This is a genomic window from Stenotrophomonas sp. C-A (genome assembly GCF_054030835.1).
Genome location: NZ_CM132916.1, coordinates 2,404,199 through 2,426,987, shown reverse-complemented (window position 1 = coordinate 2,426,987; position 22,789 = coordinate 2,404,199). Strand labels below are relative to the sequence as shown.

Below are 22,789 nucleotides of genomic sequence, written 5' to 3'. Positions count from 1 at the left end.
TCTCGATCGTCTGAAGTAGCGTAGGAATGCCGAGGCGCTTCAAGCTCAATTCGACTACGAATTGTAGTTTGCTCAGCGTTTCATCGATTTCGCTGCGGCGACTACGCTTCGTCTCCTACCGAAGCCACTGATTGCGCCTGGATCAGCCGATGCGTTCAACTTATCACGCCACCGATTCGCAAGCCGGTTTCGGCCAGGCTCCGTTCCTCGTCTTATCGATAAGGGGGCGTTATCAGGGGTAGGACGGACCGGCTTCTTGGGAAGGAAAGGAGCTCAGTCCGAGGTCGTACTGGGGTGGTCCATCCAAGGGAATGGTCGACATGAGATTTGCTCCCAAGGCTTCGACTCCTGCACCGAAGCCGGCCAATGCAGAACAGGCTTAAAAACTAGTTGTTCCGATCTAGCGCGGCCACTACTGCCTTGGCTGTCACCTTGGCCGATTGCGGATTCTGCCCCGTAACAAGTCTTCCATCGACTACCACTTTCGGAACGAACGGTAGAACTGCCTTTTCGTAGAGCGCACCTCTACGAGACATCTCCTCTTGGGCGTTGTAAGGCATCTCCTTGGAAACACCCGCCAGGATTTCCTCTGTCCAGGAAAACCCGGTGATTCGCCGCCCCTTGACGAGGAGTTCGCCCCCGCTGAGCCGGGTGTTGAGAAGGCCGCAGTATCCATGACAGACCGCCGAAACAATGCCGCCTCGTTCATAGATGATGCGAGTGATCTCCTGGAGTGGATACGACTCTGGGAAGTCCCACATCACCGCGTGCCCGCCGGTGAAGTAGATCGCATCGAAGATCAATGGATCCACCTGGGCTGGGCTGAGGGTGCCCTCCAGAAGGGACATCCGATTGGGACGCTCCAGCCAGTTTCGAGCGGAGCGATCCAGTAGAGGCCACTTGAGCGCGCGCGGCTCCAGTGGCGAAAGACCGCCCTGAGGGCTCACCAGAACTTGTTCGTAGCCGTGGTGAGCAAACACGTCGTAGGCGTGCGTCAGTTCCGACAACCAAAGCCCTGTCTTGTGCGCAGGGTCCTCAAAGTGGGAAATATTTGTAACGACGTTCAGTACTCGCTTGGTCATCGCTCATCCTCGAAGCGCGCCAGCCATCATGTCGGTTGCAGGCACCAGAAGTGCAATGTCGCATGCAGTGACTGGGAGGAAAGATTGGGCAGGTGCACCCTTCAAGCGACAGCCGTGCGTACACGGCTGTCACGTATGCAATCTGACTGCACGGGTGTTCGACACCCCAGCGCTTCAGCTGTTCACGAAATCAAGGAGGTCCTGGTTCACCTGATCGGCATGCGTGGTCGGAATGCCGTGCGGCGCACCCTTGTAGGTGTTGAGCTTTCCGTTCTTCACCAGCTTGGCAGACAGCAGCCCGGAGTCGGCATATGGCACAACCTGGTCGTCATCCCCGTGGATTACCAGTACGGGGATCGTGATTCTCTTCAGGTCCTCAGTGAAATCGGTCTGCGAGAATGCGACGATGCCATCGTAGTGCGCCTTGGCCCCGCCCATCATCCCTTGCCTCCACCAGTTCCAGATCACGGCATCAGAGGGTTCGGCGCCAGGACGGTTGTATCCGTAGAACGGCCCTGCAGGGACGTCGTAGTAGAACTTTGCACGGTTGGCGGCGAGCTGAGCCTGGAAGTCGTCGAAGACTTCCTTGGGGGTGCCTTCGGGATTTCCGGCAGTCTTGACCATCAGCGGTGGGACGGCGCTGATCAGGACCGCCTTGGACACTTTGTCTTCCCCATGCCGGGCAATGTAGCGGACCACCTCGCCGCCACCCGTTGAGTGGCCGACATGCATGGCACCTTGAACGCCAAGGTGGGTCACCACGGCAGCCACATCATCGGCATAGTGATCCATGTCGTGTCCGTCCCATACCTGCGTGGATCGACCATGCCCGCGCCGATCATGGGCCACCACACGGAAGCCCTTGTTCACGAAGAAGAGCATCTGCGCGTCCCAGTCATCGCTGGACAGAGGCCAGCCATGATGAAAGTAGATGACCTTGCCGTTCTTCGGGCCCCAGTCTTTGTAGTAGATCTCGACGCCGTCGCTTGTCGTTACGTAGCTCATCTCGCTCTCCAAGTTAGGTATGACTGTGAGTTCGCGAGTGCGAACTGGGCGATGGCCGGCCAAGGGCTGCCCGTCCACACCGCGAACGCTGCCACGCTGGCGGTCAAATGAGTGTATGTTTAAAGCTGACTTTAAGGTCAAGGGGGCGAAAGTGAAGATCGGAGAGTTGGCCACGGCGACGGGCCTCAGCACTTCGCGGATTCGGTTCTACGAGGCAGAAGGGCTTATCGGCATTGCCCCTCGGGGCAACAATGGCTACCGCGTTTACTCGCCCGAGACCGCCGGCGTGCTGCAGATCATCGATAGCGCGCAGCGCGCTGGATTCTCGTTGGATCAGATCCGGCATTTCCTGCCGGCTGGCCAGGCAAAGTGGGACCACGAGGGCTTGGTCGAATCACTGACCGCGAGAGTAGGGGAGATTCGACAATTGATCCGGCAGCTCCGGCAGAGCGAGGCACGCCTGATCAGCATCATCGACGGTGTCAGTCAGCGTCCCGACGGCATCTCGTGTACCGATAACATGGCAAGACTGATGAAGCTCCTTGACGCTCATCCAGCGCCGCAGGCATCAGATTCTACTCATCGCGTGAGAGCTTCCCGCAAGCCCAAATCGACCTTGTGACGCGCCAGTAGCGCTTCCTGGCGCTAAGCCCTCATCACGCGATCGGCGGCGAACGGCCTGAACGCGGGCGAAGTCGACCCAGAAGAGAGGAGAGGGATTGACCTTAAAGTTAACTTCAATCCTATGCTCGAAGCCCCCCCCCCTCCACCTTCAGGGCAATAAACATGAAAACCGCAACCCTAGCTCCCGTCCTTGGCGCCGGCCTGCTGGCTGCCGCAGCATTTGCCCAAGCAGCCGAGACGACATTAATCAAGATTGGCGACCACGATGTTCCCGTGGTGAAGGGAGGATTGTATGACCGCTATCGGTCCAACCCACCGCTGTCGGTCATTGCCGCGGAGGCGCCTGACACCGACCTCAGCTGGTTCAAGGGCATCACCAAGGAAAAAGTGAACATTGGGTTTGAGAGCTGGTCTCCGAACTTCTATTACGAGAACCGCCGCATCACTGTCATCTTCACCGCAGATCTGAACCGGCTACGTGAGCTGATGCCGCCGGAGGTCTTGGAGAAGGTCCAGCCCTTGCAGGTGTGGCCCGGACGTGGCGTGGTCGCGCTGACCGCCTATTCCTATCAGCACTGCGACAACGATAGCTATAACGAGATTGGGCTGTCCGTCGTCACCAGCAAGCCTGGCTCTACCAGCTGGGGACCGCTCTCCCTGATGGGTCAATCCTTCTCTGATGACTTCTGGGGCTATGTACTTAAGTTGCCGGTCGACACCGAACTGGCGCGTGTCCGTGGCGTTGTTGGCTACAACTTGCCCAAGTGGCTGACGCGAATCGATTACAACGAAGGCGACAAGGACGTTGTCGTCAACATTTTCGACAGCCAGACCCAGGCACTGGACGTAACCCTGGAAACGCGCAAGCTCGATGTCGGCTCCAGCAAAGAGACCTTCGTGACAAACCACTTCACGAATCTTGACCAGCAAGGAAATCTCCAGATCGGGAACACCACGGCGCGCCAGTTGAGCCAAGCCAGTACGTCCAGCCGCGATGCCGTCAAGCTCACGCTGACCGATGGCAGCCTGTCAGGCTTCATCTCGTCATTGAAGCTGGGAAGGATGCTCAAGTATGAGTACGTGCCCGATTTCCAAGCCGTCCTGTACGCACCCAAGCCTCTCGCCAAGGAGTGATCGCCGTGACGCTCGCTCAAGGAAGTACTGAGATGGTTGACGTATTGAGTCGACAGCGCGCTGCCTTCCTGCAAGATGGCGCGCCAAGCCTTTCCTTGCGTAAGGCACGGCTTCAACGACTACGCGCTGCAGTGCTGCGACATCGTGAGGCACTGAAGGATGCCGTCAGTGCAGACTTCGGTAATCGCTCAAGGCATGAAACCGACCTGATGGAGTTGGCCTGCATCATCCAGGCCATCGACTACCTGCTCAGCAACCTTCGCCGCTTCATGAAGCGTGAACGCCGCCACGTGCAGTTTGCCTACCGCTCTGGTCGCGCCTATGTTGAGTACCAACCGCTGGGAGTTGTAGGGGTAATGGCGCCGTGGAATTACCCTCTGTCTCTTACGCTGGTGCCGTTGGCCACTGCATTGGCTGCGGGCAATCGGGCCATGCTCAAGCCCTCGGAGCTCACGCCACGGGCCAGTCAGGCGCTGCACGACGTGCTCACTGAAGCTTTCGCAGAAGATGAGGTCGCCGTGATACTAGGTGGGCCCGAAGTCGGGGCCGAGTTCAGCGCACTGCCATTTGATTACCTCTTATTCACTGGCAGCACGCAAGTGGGGCGCAAGGTCATGCGCGCTGCCAGCGACAACCTGGTCCCCGTGACCCTGGAGCTGGGCGGAAAGAGCCCAGCAGTCATCGCGCGTGGTCACGTCAACGATCGCACGATACGAAGCCTGGTGTTCGGGAAGCTCTCCAATGCCGGTCAGACCTGCGTGGCACCGGACTATGCTCTGGTCCATGAAAGCGATCTGCAAGCATTCATCGATCAGTACACCAACACGGTCAGACGCTTCTACCCCAACGGGCTGGACAGTCCCGATTACACGACGATCATCAACACACGTCACTACCAGCGCCTGCGCGGACTGATCAATGACGCACGCAATCGGGGGGCGCGGGTGCTTGAGATCGGTCAATGCCCTGACGACGTAGCGGTACGCGAGCGCATCCTGGCACCAACGCTGGTCATCAACCCCGACGACGATGCACTGCTCATGCAGGAGGAGATCTTTGGACCGGTCTTGCCTGTGCGCACCTATAGCTCCCTTGATGAAGCCATCGGCTACGTAAATGCTCGACCGCGGCCGCTCGCGCTCTACTACTTCGGTGACGAGGATCAAGGCTGTGCCCAAGTGCTGGCGCGCACGACTTCGGGCAACGTGGGCATTAACAACACCCTGCTGCACGTGGCACAAGACGACTTGCCCTTTGGCGGCGTCGGTCCGAGCGGCATGGGCGCCTATCATGGTGTCGAAGGCTTTCGCTCCATGAGCCAAGCCAAGGGCGTGTTTGTGCAGGGGCGTTGGAATCTGCCGGCGCTGCTACATGCCCCCTTCGGCAAGATCGCTGAATTGGGCATCGCCTTTACCCTTGGGAAGAGCAGGGTGCCTTCGCCGTGAAGTAGAGGAGCTACACCAGGTACTCACAGACGGGACTCGCAGCTGGAAGCATCGCGACCTGGCCGGACAAAAATCCGCCAGGTGGCGTTCAGCGGTTCTGTGCCGGCCGTCGAGCATGCTACTGACGGAAGAAGTCCTTTCGAATTAGCTCCAAGCCCTGGCTGTACGTCGTGACTTGGAACTCCGGGAACTTGCGCTTGAACTTCGTGGAGTCGAAGATATTGTCCTGTTCGTAGCGCGGCAGCAGTTCCTGGATCTCCCGCACGGGTTTGGAGAATAGTCCGGCAGCGGCCAGCATCCACCTGCTGATGACTCCGTAGGACGGCTCGCGCCCCCACACTTGGCTGGCCATTGTGACGAAGTCTTTGTAGGTGGGGCGGTCGTCACAACACGGCAGATGCCATGTCTGGCCAAAAGCATCAGGGGTGTTACCCAGGACGGCAAGAGCGCGACTCGCATCAGGCGTCCAGATCAGCGTACGCAGGGTGTCATCACGCACAGGTACGCGCGGCTTTTTTCCAGCTTGGAGCTTGTCAATGATCAGTGCGTTGGTAAAGCTCTGCGTCCTGCCGGGACCATAGAACTCAGGTGCGCGACCGATCAATACTGGGATCTCACCGCGTGCCATCTCTTCGAGCACCATTGAGGCCATGGCTGCGCGCACGACGCCTTTGCGACCTACTGGCGCGAAAGGCGCGTCCTCAGTCAGCAGCCGTGCGTCCTGGGGGTACATGTACGTGTTGTCGAAGTAGGCAAAGCTGGCGCCCTCGGCACGGCAGGCATCCAGTGTGTTCTTCAGCATCGTCGGGAACTGCGTCTCCCACACTCTCGTGTCCGGCGGCAGGCCTGCCGTGAAGTAGACGATGCTGCTGCCCTTGACAGCTTTCAGCGTTTGCTCGGCGTCCAGCAGATTGGCCGCCATCAGAGCATCCGTGTCGTTCACCTTGCGGGGACTGCGGCTTACCAGCCTCAGCTCGCCGGTGTAGGTGTGCCGGAGTTCCCGGGCGAGTTCGGTGGCGATCTGGCCATTGGCCCCGAGGATCGTCTGCATTGCTAAGGCCTCCTCAAAATTGCACTTGATAGCGCGACGACGCAAGGCTAACCTTGAAGTAATGTTTAATGTAAAATGCCATTGTCAATTGGTGCAGCCCTAACATGAAAATTGGAGAACTGGCCCAGCGCACGGGCTTGGCGCCATCGCGAATCCGTTTCTACGAACGCATCGGCTTGCTGAAGGCGGTGGAGCGGCAAGACAACGGCTATCGCAGCTACCCCGAGGATGCAGTACTCGCACTCAGGCTCATCGCCACTGGACAACAGGCAGGCTTCAGCCTGGATGAGCTGCGCGTACTGCTTCCCAGCGACCTCGCAAGTTGGGAGCACGGCACGTTGCTCGGAACACTCCAGCGAAAGATCAGCGAGATCGATAAGCTGCAGGCCCAACTCACAGAGAACAAGGCGCACTTGTTGGAGCTGATTGAGCAGATCGATGCCAAACCACAGGATATGGACTGCGCAACCAACGCCCGACATGTGCTGTCGACGACCCAACTAGTGGACGTCGGAAAAGCGCCAGCCACGAAACGAACCCGGCGTTAGTCCGCAAGTCCTCTCTCCATCACAAGATGCGAGCTTCTGGAAACGATGAACCCTGTGCAAGGGCAGGGAATGCACTGAATCCAGCGAAGCACAACTGCCGCCGTGAGACGAACACCACCGCTTTAAGCCGCTGTTGCAGGCGAGCCCCATCTCCGGTTTCGCACTCCACCAGATCATGAACACCTGCAGCCCTGAGGCCTTCAACCACGGTATGGCCGCAGCGTAGAAGAAGGCCAGGGCAGTGAGGCCTGCAACGAGCGGCCCGTTACCGGTTTACAAGGACAACCTTGCCGATGTGTTCTGCGCTATCGATCAACCTATGCGCGTCAGCAGCGTTGGCCAGCGGGAACGCGCTGTAGACTTCAGGGTTCACACGCCCTTCGGCAATCAGCGGCCAAACATTCCGCTTCAGCTCGGAAAGAATGCCTTGCTTGTCCTCATGGGTCCGCGAGCGCAGGGTCGAACCAGAGTGCGTCAGCCGCTTGGCCAGCATGGGCCACAGGTTGAGTTCCTTAGCCGGGCCTTTCAGCACACTGACCTGGAGAATCCTACCGTTCATAGCTGCCGCTTCGTAGTTTCTGGCCACATAGTCGCCACCGATGATGTCCAGAATCACGTCAACTCCAGCGCCATCTGTCGCAGCCTTTACCGCAGCAACGAAGTCATCTTCCAGGTAATTCACGGCGACATCCGCTCCCAGGCGCAGGCTAGCCTCCTGATGGGCCTTCGATGCGACGGTTGTGATAATCGTAGATGCGCCCAACTGACGGGCGAGCATGGTTGCGGTCGTTCCGATACCTGAAGCGCCGCCGTGGATTAGAACCGATTCACCAGCCTTGAACTGCCCTCGCTGGAACAGATTAAGCCACACTGTCATGAACGTCTCGGGTAGCGCAGCGGCTTCAATCATGCTCAGACCATTTGGGATTCCAAATGTGACGCGCTCGTCAGCCACCGCGTACTGAGCATAGCCGCCACCGGTCAGCAATGCCGCAACGCGATCTCCCACTGCGTGATCTATGACATTGGCGCCCACAGCCTCCACTTCACCCGCAATCTCCAATCCTGGGATGTCGGAGGCGCCGAGAGGCGGATTGTAGAGCCCCTTGCGCTGCAGGATGTCAGGGCCGTTCACACCAGCAGCTTCCACTCTGATGAGGACTTCATTTGCCTTGGGCGAAGGGATAGGACGGGTCGTAGGGCTCAGTACTTCGGGGCCGCCAGGTTGAGTGATCTCAATAGCGACCATCTCAGTGGGACGATCGCGGGCTTGAATCGGGGTGTTCATCGCATGCTCCTTAGAGTGGCGTGCTGTCTGGCGGATATCCGCTCAGCAGGTCTGCGCGTTAGGGCTCGGATGCAGCAGATCCGAGCGTCGAGGCAACTCTAAGGTTGAAGCTTTGTTTAAGGTCAACAGCCTGGTGCGCGGAGCGTTCAGCTAAGATCGTGCTGCCAGCCCTGACTTGGCATAGCACCTTAGGGGCCGATGGATTAGGCGTAGTTATCAGGGGTAGGGTAGATGTCCGGTCCTGGCCGAAAGCAGATACTCGCAGAATCACCCGTGGCGCTGGCATGCTTACCTCCATCAAACGAGCACACGCTACAGATGGGTGCCACGTACCCCAAGGCTCACGCCAAGCGCTTGCACATGAACACACGCTCGTGGCCGGTCGGTAGTCGCTAAGTCGGGCGAGCACCGCGTAGCCATGGCGCGCGTAAAACCCCTCGGCCTGCCAGTCAAAGGTGTTTAGGCGGGCAGATCAACGTCTTCCGGCGCCGCCTGCGTCAGGGCGAGAACTTCCTTGTTGGCCATGCTTCCTCCTTCGCCATGCGTACAGTGGGGCAGGTTACCGATATTGTTGGGCCTTGGGACCGCAGTATCCCCCCGATCGTCGTTGACCTGAAGGAACTTACGTGCGCTACAAGGTAGTCGGTTTCAGCGAAGACCGGGCACAGCGCTTCTGCATCCAGCTTTTTCATGGATTGACGGTTGCCGGAAGGGCGATCTGGTCTGATCCAGACGCATCCATGGCGACCCAGCTCAACGGTTTGAAGTGGCTGAATGAAATACAGCACCGCTTCTGGACGGCTTAGTCCCAGCCTTCCGGGGCGGGCCTGGTCGTACTGCTTGATAAGCTGGCGGCTGACTGTGACCAGGCTCCGGAACTGGCGCCTCTGGTCCGGTATGCGCTGGATGAGGTTGCAAGGTGCAGCAGAGTTTAGCGCCAAGCCCGCGGCGAGGCAGGCATGCGAGGATTAGCTCCGGAATCTCTCTTCAGGATTTGTTCGTGGCAAGCGCGGTTATCGAGCGACGGCGATGTCCGCTTCTGGTCGATAGGGGACATCGGGGGAAAGGAGATCAGGGCTCGCCATCAATGATGGATGCAAAGCGTCTCTGAGGGATTTTTAGTGTAAGAATGACAAGGTCACAGAGCCATCCTGCTGATCATCTAGGGTAGTAACAGTGGCTACTCTCCTGACGTCCTCGGTGGCAACCTGTCGTCACGCTGGTGCCAGTTAGGAAGCTGCGGGGCGTGGCGTTTGAGCATGGCCTGGATGGCCGCGTGAGCCTTACCTCTCTCAGCGTGCTCGCATTGGTCCAGAATCTCCCCAGCCAGCAATTCAAACTGCGGCCAGAACTGCGCTGGATGTCGCACCTGCGCCAACCAGTGCACCAGCATCTCGCCCAGCGCATCAAGCTGCACCTGGATTTCGGGGCGAACGTTCATCCCGTGGCCGCCCCCAGATCAAGCGCAACACGGTAGTGATGGCCGTCATCCCGAAGCAGGACGGTAAGGTCCGGCTGCAACATGCCATCCACATGCAGCGTAGGCTGATCCTGCGCAGTGCGGGTCACCACGAACTCGTAGAAGCTGCGGCCGAAGCGGTAGCTCAGTTCGAATGATGGCCAGTGATCGGGCAGGCAGGGCGCAAGCGATAGGCGATTGCCCTCACGACGTATGCCGAGCAGGGATTCGACCAGCAGGCGATACATCCAGCCGGCCGAACCGGTGTACCACGTCCAGCCGCCGCGCCCGACGTGCGGAGACACGGCGTATACATCCGCTGCCAGCACATAGGGTTCGACACGGTAGGTCTGCACCGCCTCCGGGTCCAGCGCATGATTGAGCGGGTTGATCATGCCCGCCAGCTCCCACGCACGTACCGCATCTCCCTGCTGTGCGAATGCCATCGCGGCCCACACAGCCGCGTGGGTGTACTGGCCGCCATTCTCGCGCACGCCAGGCACGTATCCGCGAATGTAGCCGGGGTCTTCGGTGGTCTGGTCAAATGGCGGATCGAGCAGCTGGATCAGCTGGGCGTCCTTTCGCACCAGATGCGTGTAAAGCGAATCCAGCGCCTGCGTGGCACGCTCAGGTGCGGCAACGCCTGACAGCACCGACCAGCTCTGGGAGATCGAGTCGATGCGACATTCCTGGTTCTGTGACGAGCCCAACGGGGTGCCGCTGTCGAACCAGGCGCGGCGATACCATTCCCCGTCCCAGGCATGCTGTTCCAGATTCTGGCGGAGGCTTTCGGCCTGCTGTTGGCACCACTGCGCACGGGCGGCATCGCCACGCGCGTTGGCCTCCCCGATGAAGCGATGCAGCGTGTCATGCAGGAAGAAGCCGAGCCACACACTTTCACCGCGCTGCTGGTCGCCAACGCGGTTCATGCCATCGTTCCAATCACCACTGCCCATCAACGGCAGGCCGCGCTCGCCGAGCAGCCGGCAACCGCGTTCAAGCGCCAGGACGCAGTGCGCATACAGCGTGTCGCGCTGCGTCGAAGGGGTAGGCGTGTCGTAGTACCCTTCCTCCTCCGCGGCCACCGCACGCCCCTCGATGAAGCCGACCGTCTCGTCCAGCACGCTGGCATCGCCGGTGACCTCCAGGTAGCGGCAGGCGCCATGGGGCAGCCACAGATAATCGTCGGAGCAGCGGGTGCGCACCCCTCGACCTTGCGGTGGGTGCCACCAGTGCATCACGTCGCCGTCGGTGAACTGGTGTGCAGCGCAGAGCAGCAGGTGTTCGCGGGTCAGCTCCGGGCGAGCGTGCACGAGGGCGAGCGCGTCCTGAAGCTGGTCGCGGAAGCCGAACGCTCCGCCTGACTGATAGTAGCCACTGCGCGCCAGGTAGCGGCAGCCCAGGGTCTGGTAGACCAGCCAGCCATTGGCCAGTGCGTCCAGCGCCGGGTCCGGCGTACGCACCTGCACCGTGGCCAGCACATTGCGCCAGTGGATGCGAACCGCGTCCAGCGCGTCGATGGCCTCCTGGGCGCCCTGGCGGCTTCGTGCCAACGCCAGCGTTTCCTCGCGGTCGCGCCCCGCGCCAAGGCGGAACGTAGTTTCACTGCGGTCGCCTGCCGCCAGCTCCAGTGGCACCTGGATCGCCGCACAGGGATCCAGGCCCGCGCCCATTCGACCATCCAGCCGTTCGCGCCGCAGCGCCGCCGGTGCGTGCAGACTGCCGTTGCGGCCGATGAACTCCAGGCGATCACAGGTCCAGCCGCAGCCATCGGCATCGGTGTCGAAGAAGGCCATCCGGCCGCCGAAGTCGGTGCTGTAGGCATTGCGCGCCAGCAGCGCCCCGGTCTGTGGATCGCGCTCGGTGACCACATGCATGCGCGACTTCGCGCGCAGGTCACCCATCACCCACTCGATATAGCCGACGGCCGACAGCCGCCGCGTCCTGCCCGACAGGTTGTGCAAGCGCAGGACCGAGAACTTCAGCGGCGCGGTGACGTCGACGAAGACCCACAACTCGCTGGCGATGCCGTCCTCGACATGCTCGTAGACGGTGTAGCCGAATCCATGGCGCGTACGGTAGGCCCCGCTGCCCCTGCGCGGCAGCGGCATCGGCGACCAGACGCGACCGGTTTCCTCGTCGCGCAGGTAGAACGCCTCACCGCCCGTGTCCGAGACCGGGTCATTGAGCCAGGGCGTCAAGCGGAACTCGTGCGCATTCTCGAACCACGTGTAGCCCGGCGCGCTTTCGCTGACGACCGTGCCCAGGCGCGCGTTCGCGATCACGTTGGCCCATGGCGCCGGCGTCGGCGCGTTTTCGCGCACCACCACGACGTACTCGCGGCCGTCCTCGCTGAAGCAGCCGGTGCCGTTATCGAACTGGCCGGCGCCGCGATAGGGAAGGAACGGCCACGGGTCATCCATCTCGTCGTCGTGCTCGGCGCCCGGGGGCAAGCCGGCGTCGGGGCCCGCGTCGGCGACGATGGGCAGCCCCGGCGTCGCCTCTGGCGACAGTGCCAGTTCCTGCTGCACCGCCTGTGGCACCAGGGGCGGGATCCGTCGCGGAGGCAGCGGTTGACGGCCGACCTGCGCGGCCAGGGTGCCGTCCTCGTCGCTGATCACCGCCCGTGCCACTGCCTGCAGCAGGACGCGATCCTCGTGGGTCATGTTCTGCACCGGCCGCACGAAAATACCGCCGGGGCGATCAAGCAGGCCGGTCTCCGAACTGGCGGCCACCATCCCCAGGATCTGGTCCTGCAGTTCCTGCCGATAGCCGGCCTTGCTGTCGTTCCAGATGACCAGGTCGGTGTTGAGTCCCTTCTGGCGCCAATAGGCGTGCGCCTGCACCAGTTGCCTCACCAGTTCCACGTTGTCCGCATCGGTGACCTTGAGCAGCACGATGGGCAGGTCACCGGAGATGGCATGGCTCCATAGCCCGGATTGTCCGCGCTGATTCTGCAGCAGGACCCCGGCACCCGCGCGCAGCAGTGGCCCGGCATACAGCACGTGGGCGGCCAAACGTTCGTACAGCGCCGCCTCGGCCTGGCTGGCGTTGATCTGCCGGCGCACCACCTGGCTGTGCGTCCAGGCCAGGTCGAAGACGCGGTCGGCCAGGCGGCGATCGCGGTACTTGTCCACCAGCACCTCGCAACCGGGACGGTCGGCGCCGACGCCGTACACCATGTCGAGCTGCACGGTCTGCTCGGGCTCAAGCACCACGCGAACGCGGATCGCCACGATCGGGTCGAGCACCGAGCCATCCGTGCCGGAAAGGTCGGTATCGGTGGTCAATGCCTGTGGCGTCCGTGGCGTATTGCCACGGCCCAGGAAGCGCGCACGGTCGGTTTCGTAGGAGATCGACACCACCTCCGCGTCATGCACCGCGACCAGATGGAACATCCACGGCGGTACTTCGTCGTGCGAACGCGGCCGGCGCGTGCACAGCACGGCCTGCTTGGCCGCCAGGATCTCGCTCTGCACGAACAGGTTGCTGAAGGCCGGATGCGCATCGTCGGCCGCGGCGGGTGCCAGCACCACTTCGGCATAGGTGGTGACTTCCACCGTGCGCTGGCGACGGCTGCGGTTGGTCAGGCGCAGGCGCCTGAGCTCGATGTCGTCCTCGGCGGAGATGGCCACCTGCAGGTGGCTCTCGCAGCCGCGGCGCGTACCACGGAACTCCGCCTTGGCGTCCGAGAAGATCGCCTCGTAATTGTCCACCGCTACGCAGGTGGGCTGGTACGCGGCAGACCAGAACTCGCCACTGTCCACATCGCGCAGATAGCAGAACGACCCCCAAGCATCGGTGGTGCCATCCTCGCGCCAGCGGGTGAGCGACAGGTCGCCGTGACGGCTGTAGCCGCCGCCGGCATGGGTCAGCATGCCGTGGTAGCGTCCATTGGACAGCAGCTGCACCTCCGGGCGCGGGCCACCCGGGTCCCGCAGCACGCGCAGCGACGTCTCGTCCTCGGCCATGGCCGAGTGTTCGCCCAGCGCTTCCACCTCATGTGGATGGAAGACGCCGATGCGCGGGATGCGCTCCTGCAGCAGCAGCAAGGTGGCCTGGAACTCGACGTCGGCAAGGAAGCGGCGCTGCATCGGCTGGTCGCGCAACAGGTAGTCCAGCGACAGCAGGCCCATGCCCTGATGGTGGGCCATGAACGAGCGCAACAGCACGTGATCCTGCCCGGGCGGCAGCCGGGCAGGGGTGTAGTCGATTGCCTCGTACATGCCAAAGCGCCCGGCAAAACCCAATCCCTCAAGCACCTGCAGGTTCTGGCACGCCGCTTCCGGCGCCACCATCAGCGCCATCATGCTGGCATAAGGCGCGATGACCCGATCCTGGCCCAAGCCGCGCTTGAGCCCCAACCCTGGCACGCCGAACGCCCGGTACTGGTAGTTCAGGCGGGCATCGACGGCGTTGTAGCCGGACTCGGACACGCCCCACGGCAGGTTCAGGGTACGGCCGTAGACGATCTGCGCCTCGACCGCATGCCGCGTGGTCTGGTCCAGCAGCGTGTCCGGATAGCTGGGCATCACCAGCTGCGGCATGAGGTACTCGAACATCGAGCCACTCCATGACAACAGCGTCGGCATGCCGTTGACCTCGGTGAGCATCCGCCCAAGCGCGAACCAGCTTTCCTGCGCCAACTGGCCCTGGGCGATGGCGACGAAGGCGCACAGGCGTGCTTCGGAGGCCAGCAGGTCGTAGAAGCTGTTGTCGAGGCGATGATCGTCGACGTTGTAGCCGATCGAGAGCAGGTTGCGGGTGCGGTAGAACAGGAACCCGTATTCCATCAGCGAGAACTGCCCGGCGCGGTGCGCCAGCGCCTGCAACTGCTGGATGCGCGCACGGGCATCCGCACCGGCGGTGCCGCGCCGCGCAGCCAGCTGGCGCAGGCTGGGCACCGGTACTTCGTCGTCCGCATTGGCATCGGCAGGGAGACTGGCAAGCGACGCGTAGGCGGCATGGCATTCGGCGGCGAACAGAGTCGGCCAGTGCAGCTCGCCTTCCTCGGGCGATGGCGGCGCGGGCCACTGCGCCAGCACGACGTCGGCCAGGCCGACCAGTTCCTGCAGGCGGGCGAGAGTCTCCGCCGTTCCGACAGGGCGGTCGAAACGCGTTGAGGCCAGACGCTGGCGCAGATGGTTGAGCGCCTCGACCAGTGCTGCATCGTCGCGGCGATGGCGCTGCCGTTCCTCTTCCAGCACGCCGAGCGTATCGGCCAGGCCATCGAAGGTGTGCGGCGCCAGCACCGGCGCATCCACCAGCGCGAGCAGGCCCTGGCGCAGCGTCAGCAGATGCCCGGCAAGATTGCCGCTGTCCACGGTGGAAACGTAGCGCGGCGGCAGCGGCGCCAGGGTTTCAGTGTCGTACCAGTTCAGGAAGTGACCGCGATGGCGCGGCAGCTGGTCCAGCGCGTCGAAGGTGAGGGCCGTACGTTCAGCGACCGCGCCAAGCTGCAGATAGCCGAAATCCCACGCCGACAGATTGGCCAGCAGGGACAGGCCGATGTTGGTTGGCGAGGTGCGGCGTGCCACCACCAGCGACGGATGCTCCTGGATGTTGTCCGGTGGCAACCAATGATCCTGCTCACGCACCCAGGCCTGGAAGAAAGACCAGGTGCGCCGCGCCAGCCGGCCCAGAAACGCCCGCTGCGTAACGGAAAGCTCCGCCACGCTCGCGGCCGGTGGCCGGCCCAGCCACGCCATCAACGCGGGAGCAAAGACCCAGGCCAGCAGCAAGGGCAGGGCGAGCGGCAGTGCCTGCGGACGCAGGCTGGCCACCACGGCCACCAGCACGAGCGCCAGCACCGAGGCCGGCGCCATCACTCGCCATTCCGCGCCGCGGTCGCTGCCGAGACGGCGCTCAACTTCGCTTGAAGGGTTCCACTGCAGCAGGTGGCGGCGTGTGACAGCCATGCGCCAGAGCGTGCGCAGCACCGCGTCGCTCGCCAGCAATGCCTCGAAGGGCAGGCACGCGACCTGGGTGGACGCGCGCAGCAACGATTGCAGCGTGCCGCGCCCGACCTTGATGTAGTGCGCTTCCAGGGGTGTGTCGTCCGGAACGCTCAAGGCATCGCGCAGCATGCCTATCAGCGGCGGCGCGTACCATAGCGCCAGCACCCACACCGTCCATGCAACAGGGTTTGCGGCATGCAGCCAGCCTGCCACCAGCAAGGCCAGGGCAGCGATCGGCACCAGGCTGCGGCGCAGGTTGTCCAGCAACTTGCCGCGCGACAGCAGGCTGAGCCGGTTGCGTTCCCATCCTGGGCCCGGGCGCGGCGTCCACGGCATCAACCACGGCAACAGCTGCCAGTCACCGCGGATCCAGCGTGCACGGCGCTTGGCGTCGGCGGCGTAGCGCTCGGGGTAGTCCTCGTACAGGCGCACGTCGCTGACCAGGCCCGCGCGTGCATAGCAGCCTTCCAGCAGGTCGTGGCTGAGGATGCGGTTCTCTGGAAAGCGGCCCTCGAGCGCATGCTCGAAGGCCTCGACGTCATAGATGCCCTTGCCCACGAACGAGCCTTCGTCGAACAAGTCCTGGTAGACGTCCGAGACCATGCGCGTGTACGGATCAATGCCGGGCTCGCTGCCGAACATCCGGGCAAAACGCGAGGTGCGGCGCCGCCCCAGGCTGGTGCCGACGCTGGGCTGCAGGATGCCGTAGCCCTCCACCACGCGTTGCAACGCCGGATCGAAGCGCGGGCGGTTGAGCGGGTGCGCCAGGGTGGCGACGAACGCGCGTGCCGCGTCGCGCGGAAGTTGTGTATCCGAATCCAGCGTGATGACGTAACGCACGCTGATCAGCGCAGCCGCATCACCCACGATGCGTATGAACGCGGCCGCATCGCCCAGACGGAGCAGGGCATTGAGTGCCGCCAGCTTGCCGCGCTTGCGCTCGTGTCCCATCCACACGCCTTCGCCCGGATTCCATTGCCTGGGGCGGTGCAGCAGGTAGAATCGATCACCGCGCTCGGGCGCATAACGCCTGTTCAACGCCTCGATCCGTGCCGTGGCGTGCGCAAGCAGGGTGTCGTCCGTCGGCGCCGTGGCCTCGGCCGCGTCGAGAAAGTCCGTCAGCAGCACGAAGCGCAGCTGAGGATCACGGTTGGCCAGAAAGCGGACCTCCAGCGCTTCGACCAGCACGTCGATTCCCTCGATGCTGGACAACATCGAGGGGACCGCGACCACGGTGGCGCAGGCGGCAGGGATGCCCTCGCTGAAATCCAGCTTGGGCAACGGCCTGGGGGCGACCAGCACCGTCGCGGTCCAGTTCACCAGCACGATGCCCAGCTCACTGAACACCAGCAGCGCGAGCAGCGCGGCCAGCCAGAGCGGTACCGAGCCGCTGCCGGTTGCCAACAGGCCAGCGGTGGCCAGCACTGCCAGCAGGGCGATCGGCAGCAGATACAGCGCAAGCGGCACGCGATGTGCCAGCCGCCGTGCCCTGCGGTGGCGCGGTGCTGCCTCGGCCACCGCTTCAACGGTAGCCTTCAGGCCTTCGCCAACCAGCCAGTAGCCTACGTGCGTGCGCGGGCCCTCCGGTGGTGTCGCCGCCCGCGCCAGGTCCAGCGCGATGGTGGCAACGCGCTCCTCTGCCATGTGGCTACCGCGGGCGATCTTCTCCACCACATGGCGATAGGCGTCGCGGGTGGCGAAATCCATCTGCGCATAGACGGCCATCGGGTCTTCGCGCAGCCGCTGCTCCACCACACTCATCTCTTCAACAAAGGTGCGCCAATCCATGGTGGACAGAAAGCGCAGGCTGCCGATGCTGTTGCCGATGGATACCTGGTCGGCCGCCTGCTGCTGCCCCTCGGCGGCGACCAGCTCGTCCACGCGCTGCCCGGCCGCTGCAGCCCACTGTTCCAACCATGCGACAGGCATGGCCCACGCACCGCCGCGCCCCTGCAGCGAGCGCGTCAGCTCGGCGATGAATGCGCCGGTCAACGGCGGCGCGGACCGTGCCATGTCGGCAACCACGAGGACCACTTCGGTGGGGGTCTCGGAGGCAGCTTGATTGAGGCTATCCGCCCATTTCGAAGCCAGGCGGCGGTCGGTTCCATCGCGCATCACCCGCGCAGCCATGCGCCGCAGATTCTCCAGCAGAGCCAGGCGCAGCATGATGGGAACTGCCCACAGTTCGCCCAAGCTCATTGGCGCGAGAGACTGGTAGGACGCAATGAACCTGCCCAGCGTGTCCGCGTCAATGCGCCCATCACCATGCGCAATGGCCTGCATCGACAGTTCATATACCCGCGGCAATCCAGCCGAGGGGCCGGAGGCAAGTGAAGGCAGCTGCCGGCTGTAGCCGCGCGGCAGGTGCCGGCGCGCGATCTGGATCTGTTCCTCGATCAGGTAGTAGTTGTCGAGCAGCCATTCCCCCGCCGGGGTCACCGGCCGCTGTTCGCGGACCACGCTGCTGAGTAGCGTGTTGGCGTCTACCAGCACGCGCTCATTGGCTTGCAGACGACCGAGCAAGCGCTCCGGGCCGGGGTGCATCCGTACGCGATGCTGGCGTGCAAGCGCCCGGCCGTAGACTTCCATCTGTTCAACGCTGTACAGCGCGGCGCGCAGTGGGCCCTCGGTGGGCTCGATGGCCGGCGCCGAGGCCTGGTGCTCACGCCATCGCCAACGCAAGCGACGACGCAGGCGCAGCCAGCTGCCAAATAGACGACGAAGGTGGGGCATGGGCTACCAGGGGAGGGACGCGTCCTGCATAGTTGCATCGGATGTGCGTCGCTGGCTGTGAAGGCCAGTCGCCGGCTGGAATCACCTGTGCTGTTTACGGTTACGAGCCTGCTGTTCTTTAAATGCGCGCAGCTATCAGACGGGCCAGGAAGCTGATTAACTTTTCTAAATCAGTTGATATCTCAGGAAGGACGGATGGGGGCAGCCGGCCTACTTGAGGTGGGAGCCACCAGACCTCGACACAGTGACGATTCGCTTGGGCGGCTAGACCCAAGTGTCCGCTCTTGGCCGCAAGCGGACATCGGGCGGAGACGGCGATGAGGAATATTTATCCAGGTCGCTTCAAAAATAGTCGGCAGTCCCCCGTCAAGACATTGGCTACTGCGGCATCTCCACAACCACTTTGCCCTTGGTCCGCCCGCTCTCCACATGGGCCAGCGCACCCCGGGTATCCTGGAAAGTGAAAATCCGGTCGATGACCGGGCGGATGGCACCGGACTCCACGAGCGAAGTGATCTCGCTGAGCTGACGCCCGTCGGCGCGCATGAACAGGAACGTGTACGTTACGCGCTGCCGTTTGGCCCTGCTGCGGATTCCACGGCTGAGCAGGCGCAGAACCTGCTTCAGTGGCCAAGCAAGCCCGCGCGCCACGGCAAACGCGGGAGTGGGCGGTCCGGAGATGGAGATGAGATGTCCGCCCGGCTTGAGGATCTGCAGCGATCGGGTCAGTTCATGCTTGCCCAGGCTGTTGAGCACTACATCGTAGTCACGCAGTTCAGTCGCGAAATCCTGCTGTCTGTAATCGATGACGACATCAGCGCCCAATGCTTTTACCCACTCGACATTGGCCGTACTGGTGGTGGTGGCAACGAAGGCACCCAGATGTTTGGCCAGCTGGATCGCTACGGTACCGACGCCGCCGGAGCCGGCTTGGATGAAAACCTTCTGACCCGGTTTGAGCTGGGCCGTTTCGACCAACGCCTGCCATGCGGTGAGCGCTACCAGTGGCAGTGAGGCCGCCTCCACCATGTTGAGGTTGCTGGGCTTGAGGGCAACTGAGGCGGCTTTGACCGCGATGAACTCGGCGAACGTCCCGATGCGATCATCATCGGGACGCGCATACACTTCATCGCCCGGTTTGAGGTGGTGCACGCCTGCACCCACACTGACCACCGTGCCGGCCATGTCGTTGCCAAGGATCAGCGGCAGGCGATAGGGCAGGATCAGTTTGAACTCGCCGGTGCGGATCTTGGTGTCCAGCGCATTGACGCTGGCCGCAGATACGCGGATGAGAACATCGTCATGCCGCAGCGAAGGCTGTGGGGCGTCGCCGATGCGACCGGTTTCCTTTTTGCCGTAGCGGTCGATGAGGAAGGCTTTCATGCGCGGTGTGTCTCTGATGAGGGAAGCCGTCGGGCTGCAGGGCAGGGATTGCGGGGACCTGTGAGCCCAAGACTCACTGGGCGGGGCGATAGCGTTCCGCCGCCTGCGCCTGCCGGATGTCCGAGAGCAGGCCTTGGCGCGAGGCGTCCAGCGTGTCCCAGCGTGAGGCCACATGCAGTGGTGGAATGGTGACGGACTCGCGGCGATCGAAACCGACCAGGGCGGCATCGACCAGCTCGCCGACATCCATCACTTCCGGCAACGTGTTGATATCGATACCGGCACGCTCCCAGATCTCGGTGCGCGTGGCGGCAGGCAACACGGCCTGCACGTAGACGCCCTTTGGCTTCAGCTCCAGGCTCAGCCCCTGCGAGAGGAACAGTACGAAGGCTTTGGACGCACCGTACACGGACATGCCGAACTCCGGCGCCAGCCCAACCACCGATCCAATGTTGATGATCGCGCCTTCGCCAGCGTTTGCCAGGCGCGGTGCAATAGCGGCAGCCAGGCGGGTCAGGGCGAGGGTGTTCAGCGTGACCAACTGTTCGATGCTGTCGGCCGATTGCTCGGTGAAGCTGCCGGATTGGGCGATGCCAGCGTTGTTGACCAGGATGCCGACGCGGGCATCGTCGCGCAGTCTGGCTTCAACGGTAGCCAGGTCGCTGCGCTGGGTGAGGTCGGCCGGAAGTACGTCGACGGCAACGCCGGTGTCGTGGCGCAGGCGCTCGGCCAGTGCGTCCAGCCGCCCCTTGTCGCGCGCGACCAGTACCAGATCGTGGCCGCGGCGAGCAAAACGTTCGGCATAAACGGTACCGATGCCGCTGGAGGCGCCGGTGATGAGGACAATAGGCAGGCTCATGATGTGTCTCTTGAAATGTGATGGGCGAACGGGGACGCGGCCCGGCGCTGGCCGCACGGTTACTGCGGGAGAGTTCCAGTCAGGGCGGGGTAGTCGGTGTAGCCTTCCGCGCCACCGCCATACAGCGTGGCCGGGTTCAAGGCGTTCAAAGGCGCGCCGGTCTTCAATCGTTCGACCAGATCCGGATTGCTGATGAAGGCACGGCCGAACGCGAACAGGTCGGCCTTGCCAGCGGCGAGATGCGCGTCGGCCAGTTCCAGGTCATAGCCGTTGTTGGCCAGGTAGGTGCCGTTGAAACGGCGGCGCAAGCCGTCGAAATCGAACGGTGCGACGTCGCGCGGGCCGCCGGTCGCGCCTTCGACCACATGCAGGTAGACGATGCCCAGCGCGCTGAGCTGATCGACGATGTAATCATACTGCGGCTGCGGGTCGCTGATGGTTGCGATGGCGTTGGCCGGAGAGACCGGCGAGATGCGCACGCCGGTACGATCGGCACCGATCTCAGCAGCCACCGATGCAGCCACCTCCAGCAGCAGGCGCGCACGGTTTTCTATAGAACCGCCGTAGGCGTCGGTGCGCTGGTTGGCGCCGTCCTTGATGAACTGTTCGAGCAGGTAGCCGTTTGCACCGTGGATCTCGACACCGTCGAACCCGGCGGCAATCGCATTGGCGGCAGCCTGGCGGAAATCGTTGACGAGGGCGGGTAGCTCATCGATCTCCAGGGCGCGCGGATCGGACACATCAACAAAGCCGTTGTGGACGAAGGTCTTTGTCTGCGCGCGGATCGCCGATGCGGACACGGGCGCGGCGTTGCCCGGCTGCAGGTCCACATGCGAGATGCGGCCCACGTGCCACAGCTGCACGAAGATGCGTCCGCCGCGTGCATGCACGGCTTCCGTGACCGTGCGCCAGCCATCAATCTGATCCTGCGTATAAAGCCCCGGGGTGTCCTGGTAGCCCTGGGCCTGCGCCGAGATCTGGGTGGCCTCGGTGATGATCAGGCCGGCCGAGGCGCGCTGTGCGTAGTAGGTGGCGGCCAGCGGACTGGGCACCAGGCCGGCAGCGGCGCGGTTGCGCGTCAGTGGCGCCATCACGATACGGTTGGCCAGGGTAAGCGGGCCAAGGGGATAAGGCTGGAAGAGCTGCGAAGTCGTCATGGTGGATGCAGGGTCGTAATCGTTGTGGGGTGACAAGGGCGGGTCAGCAGCGTCGCCGCGTGCATGGGCTCAATGATGATGATCGTAATCTTAGATGTCAATGGTTTGATGATGACAATCATCTAACCGTGATAAACTGTGCTGCCCAGAAAGGCAGAGCATCAAGAGACAACCTGTTATGAAGGTCACCAAGGCGCAGGCGCAGGCCAACCGGGCCCACATCGTCGACACCGCATCCACGCTCTTCAGGGAGCGCGGCTACGATGGCGTGGGCGTGGCGGACCTGATGGCGGCGGCCGGGTTCACTCACGGCGGCTTCTATAAGAACTTCGGCTCAAAGGCCGACTTGATGGTCGAGGCCGCGAGACACAGCTTTTCCAAATCGGCCGAAACTGTTGCCGAAATGGATTACCGGACATTCGTGGCCAACTATCTCTCGCGCGAGCATCGGGATGCGCCGGGCCGAGGCTGCACGATGGCAGCTCTATGCAGCGATGCAGCTCGCCAGCCAGAATCTCTCAGGGAAGTGTTTGCAGCAGGTATTGAAGCCCGGCTAGCAATGGACGTGGACTCAAAGGATCAAGCGGATGCCACGACCGTTTCGCGTAAGCGAGCCCAGCGCATTGCGCTCATTGCACAGGCAGTGGGGGCAGTGGTGCTGTCGCGATCATGCCCGGATGATTCCTCACTTGCGGATGAGATCCTCAGCGTGTGTCGGGAAGAAATCCTGTCAAATCTGGAGTGACCATACGACCACGTGTGGCGGCGGCCTTGACCTCGCTGCCACCGTGCATGGGTGTCCCAACGGTGGATTAGCCTGACGGCGACCAGCCGCTGTTCCGGCACCATGACGAGGTGCTGCCCCAAACAACCGTTGGCAGCGAATGCCGCGGTTGGCCCGCGCTGCACATTGAACAAGTCGGTCGGTTCTACGGCGGCGGCTGGTGACCTGTTCACCATTTCGCCAGCTCGGGACCGAGAGATCGGGCTTAGCCTCCGACCGGATGACGACCGGCAATCGACCCCATCGTGAAGACGTATCCAGCGTCTTCAAGCATTGATCG

General features: G+C 62.8%; 15 protein-coding genes. 6 read left to right on the top strand and 9 right to left on the bottom strand.

The annotated features are described in order from the left end of the window. Nucleotides 1-386 precede the first annotated feature (386 nt). Both ACW5IY_RS11415 and ACW5IY_RS11410 read right to left on the bottom strand, forming a co-directional pair. Entirely contained in the window at nucleotides 387-1,082 is a 696-nt protein-coding gene (locus ACW5IY_RS11415) for a type 1 glutamine amidotransferase domain-containing protein (protein WP_049433721.1), read from the bottom strand. A gap of 174 nt (nucleotides 1,083-1,256) precedes the next feature. Next, complete coding sequence (locus ACW5IY_RS11410; RefSeq protein WP_049433720.1) at nucleotides 1,257-2,087, bottom strand: alpha/beta fold hydrolase; 831 nt, start codon at nucleotides 2,085-2,087, stop codon at nucleotides 1,257-1,259. 115 nt (nucleotides 2,088-2,202) lie between these two features. On the opposite strand from ACW5IY_RS11410, the gene ACW5IY_RS11405 reads away from it, so the two are divergent. The 3 genes from ACW5IY_RS11405 (at nucleotide 2,203) to ACW5IY_RS11395 (ending at nucleotide 5,290) form a co-directional block, all read left to right on the top strand. Then, the gene (locus tag ACW5IY_RS11405; RefSeq protein WP_065428021.1) at nucleotides 2,203-2,709 is read left to right on the top strand and encodes a MerR family transcriptional regulator; all 507 of its coding nucleotides are present in this window, start codon (nucleotides 2,203-2,205) and stop codon (nucleotides 2,707-2,709) included. 164 nt (nucleotides 2,710-2,873) lie between these two features. Further along, on the top strand, nucleotides 2,874-3,845 hold the full coding sequence (locus ACW5IY_RS11400; RefSeq protein ID WP_049433719.1) for a hypothetical protein: 972 nt from the start codon (nucleotides 2,874-2,876) through the stop codon (nucleotides 3,843-3,845). A 32-nt stretch (nucleotides 3,846-3,877) separates the two neighbouring features. Then, entirely contained in the window at nucleotides 3,878-5,290 is a 1,413-nt protein-coding gene (locus tag ACW5IY_RS11395; protein ID WP_049433718.1) for a coniferyl aldehyde dehydrogenase, read from the top strand. 118 nt (nucleotides 5,291-5,408) lie between these two features. On the opposite strand, the gene ACW5IY_RS11390 is transcribed toward ACW5IY_RS11395, so the two are convergent. Beyond that, the gene (locus tag ACW5IY_RS11390; protein ID WP_049433717.1) at nucleotides 5,409-6,341 is read right to left on the bottom strand and encodes an SDR family oxidoreductase; all 933 of its coding nucleotides are present in this window, start codon (nucleotides 6,339-6,341) and stop codon (nucleotides 5,409-5,411) included. 104 nt (nucleotides 6,342-6,445) lie between these two features. Here ACW5IY_RS11390 and ACW5IY_RS11385 point away from each other — a divergent pair, with 104 nt between their 5' ends. Next, nucleotides 6,446-6,889, top strand: a complete 444-nt coding sequence (locus ACW5IY_RS11385; protein WP_049433716.1) for a MerR family transcriptional regulator — start codon at nucleotides 6,446-6,448, stop codon at nucleotides 6,887-6,889. A 265-nt stretch (nucleotides 6,890-7,154) separates the two neighbouring features. Here ACW5IY_RS11385 and ACW5IY_RS11380 read toward each other — a convergent pair whose 3' ends face one another. Beyond that, on the bottom strand, nucleotides 7,155-8,177 hold the full coding sequence (locus tag ACW5IY_RS11380) for an NAD(P)H-quinone oxidoreductase (RefSeq protein WP_239682879.1): 1,023 nt from the start codon (nucleotides 8,175-8,177) through the stop codon (nucleotides 7,155-7,157). A gap of 626 nt (nucleotides 8,178-8,803) precedes the next feature. Here ACW5IY_RS11380 and ACW5IY_RS11375 point away from each other — a divergent pair. Continuing rightward, nucleotides 8,804-8,983 (top strand): hypothetical protein, encoded by a 180-nt coding sequence (locus ACW5IY_RS11375; protein WP_049433715.1) that lies wholly within the window; start codon nucleotides 8,804-8,806, stop codon nucleotides 8,981-8,983. A 374-nt stretch (nucleotides 8,984-9,357) separates the two neighbouring features. Here ACW5IY_RS11375 and ACW5IY_RS11370 read toward each other — a convergent pair whose 3' ends face one another. The 5 genes from ACW5IY_RS11370 to ACW5IY_RS11350 form a co-directional block, all read right to left on the bottom strand. Beyond that, nucleotides 9,358-9,618, bottom strand: coding sequence for a hypothetical protein (locus ACW5IY_RS11370; RefSeq protein WP_049433714.1), 261 nt, complete (start codon nucleotides 9,616-9,618; stop codon nucleotides 9,358-9,360). After that, nucleotides 9,615-18,326 carry a glycoside hydrolase family 94 protein gene (locus tag ACW5IY_RS11365; RefSeq protein WP_457326773.1) on the bottom strand — a complete coding sequence of 2,904 codons (8,712 nt, stop codon included), beginning with the start codon at nucleotides 18,324-18,326 and terminating at the stop codon, nucleotides 9,615-9,617. The genes ACW5IY_RS11370 and ACW5IY_RS11365 overlap by 4 nt, the downstream gene beginning before the upstream one ends. Nucleotides 18,327-18,704: 378 nt before the next feature. After that, the gene (locus tag ACW5IY_RS11360; RefSeq protein ID WP_049433713.1) at nucleotides 18,705-19,709 is read right to left on the bottom strand and encodes an NADP-dependent oxidoreductase; all 1,005 of its coding nucleotides are present in this window, start codon (nucleotides 19,707-19,709) and stop codon (nucleotides 18,705-18,707) included. Between the two features lie 73 nt (nucleotides 19,710-19,782). Next, on the bottom strand, nucleotides 19,783-20,571 hold the full coding sequence (locus ACW5IY_RS11355) for an SDR family NAD(P)-dependent oxidoreductase (protein WP_049433789.1): 789 nt from the start codon (nucleotides 20,569-20,571) through the stop codon (nucleotides 19,783-19,785). Nucleotides 20,572-20,627: 56 nt separating this feature from the next. Next, nucleotides 20,628-21,725, bottom strand: coding sequence for an alkene reductase (locus ACW5IY_RS11350; RefSeq protein ID WP_049433712.1), 1,098 nt, complete (start codon nucleotides 21,723-21,725; stop codon nucleotides 20,628-20,630). 178 nt (nucleotides 21,726-21,903) lie between these two features. Here ACW5IY_RS11350 and ACW5IY_RS11345 point away from each other — a divergent pair, with 178 nt between their 5' ends. Next, a complete protein-coding gene (locus tag ACW5IY_RS11345) occupies nucleotides 21,904-22,470 on the top strand; it encodes a TetR family transcriptional regulator (protein ID WP_049433711.1) in 567 nt (188 codons plus the stop codon). The last annotated feature ends 319 nt before the right edge of the window (nucleotides 22,471-22,789 follow it).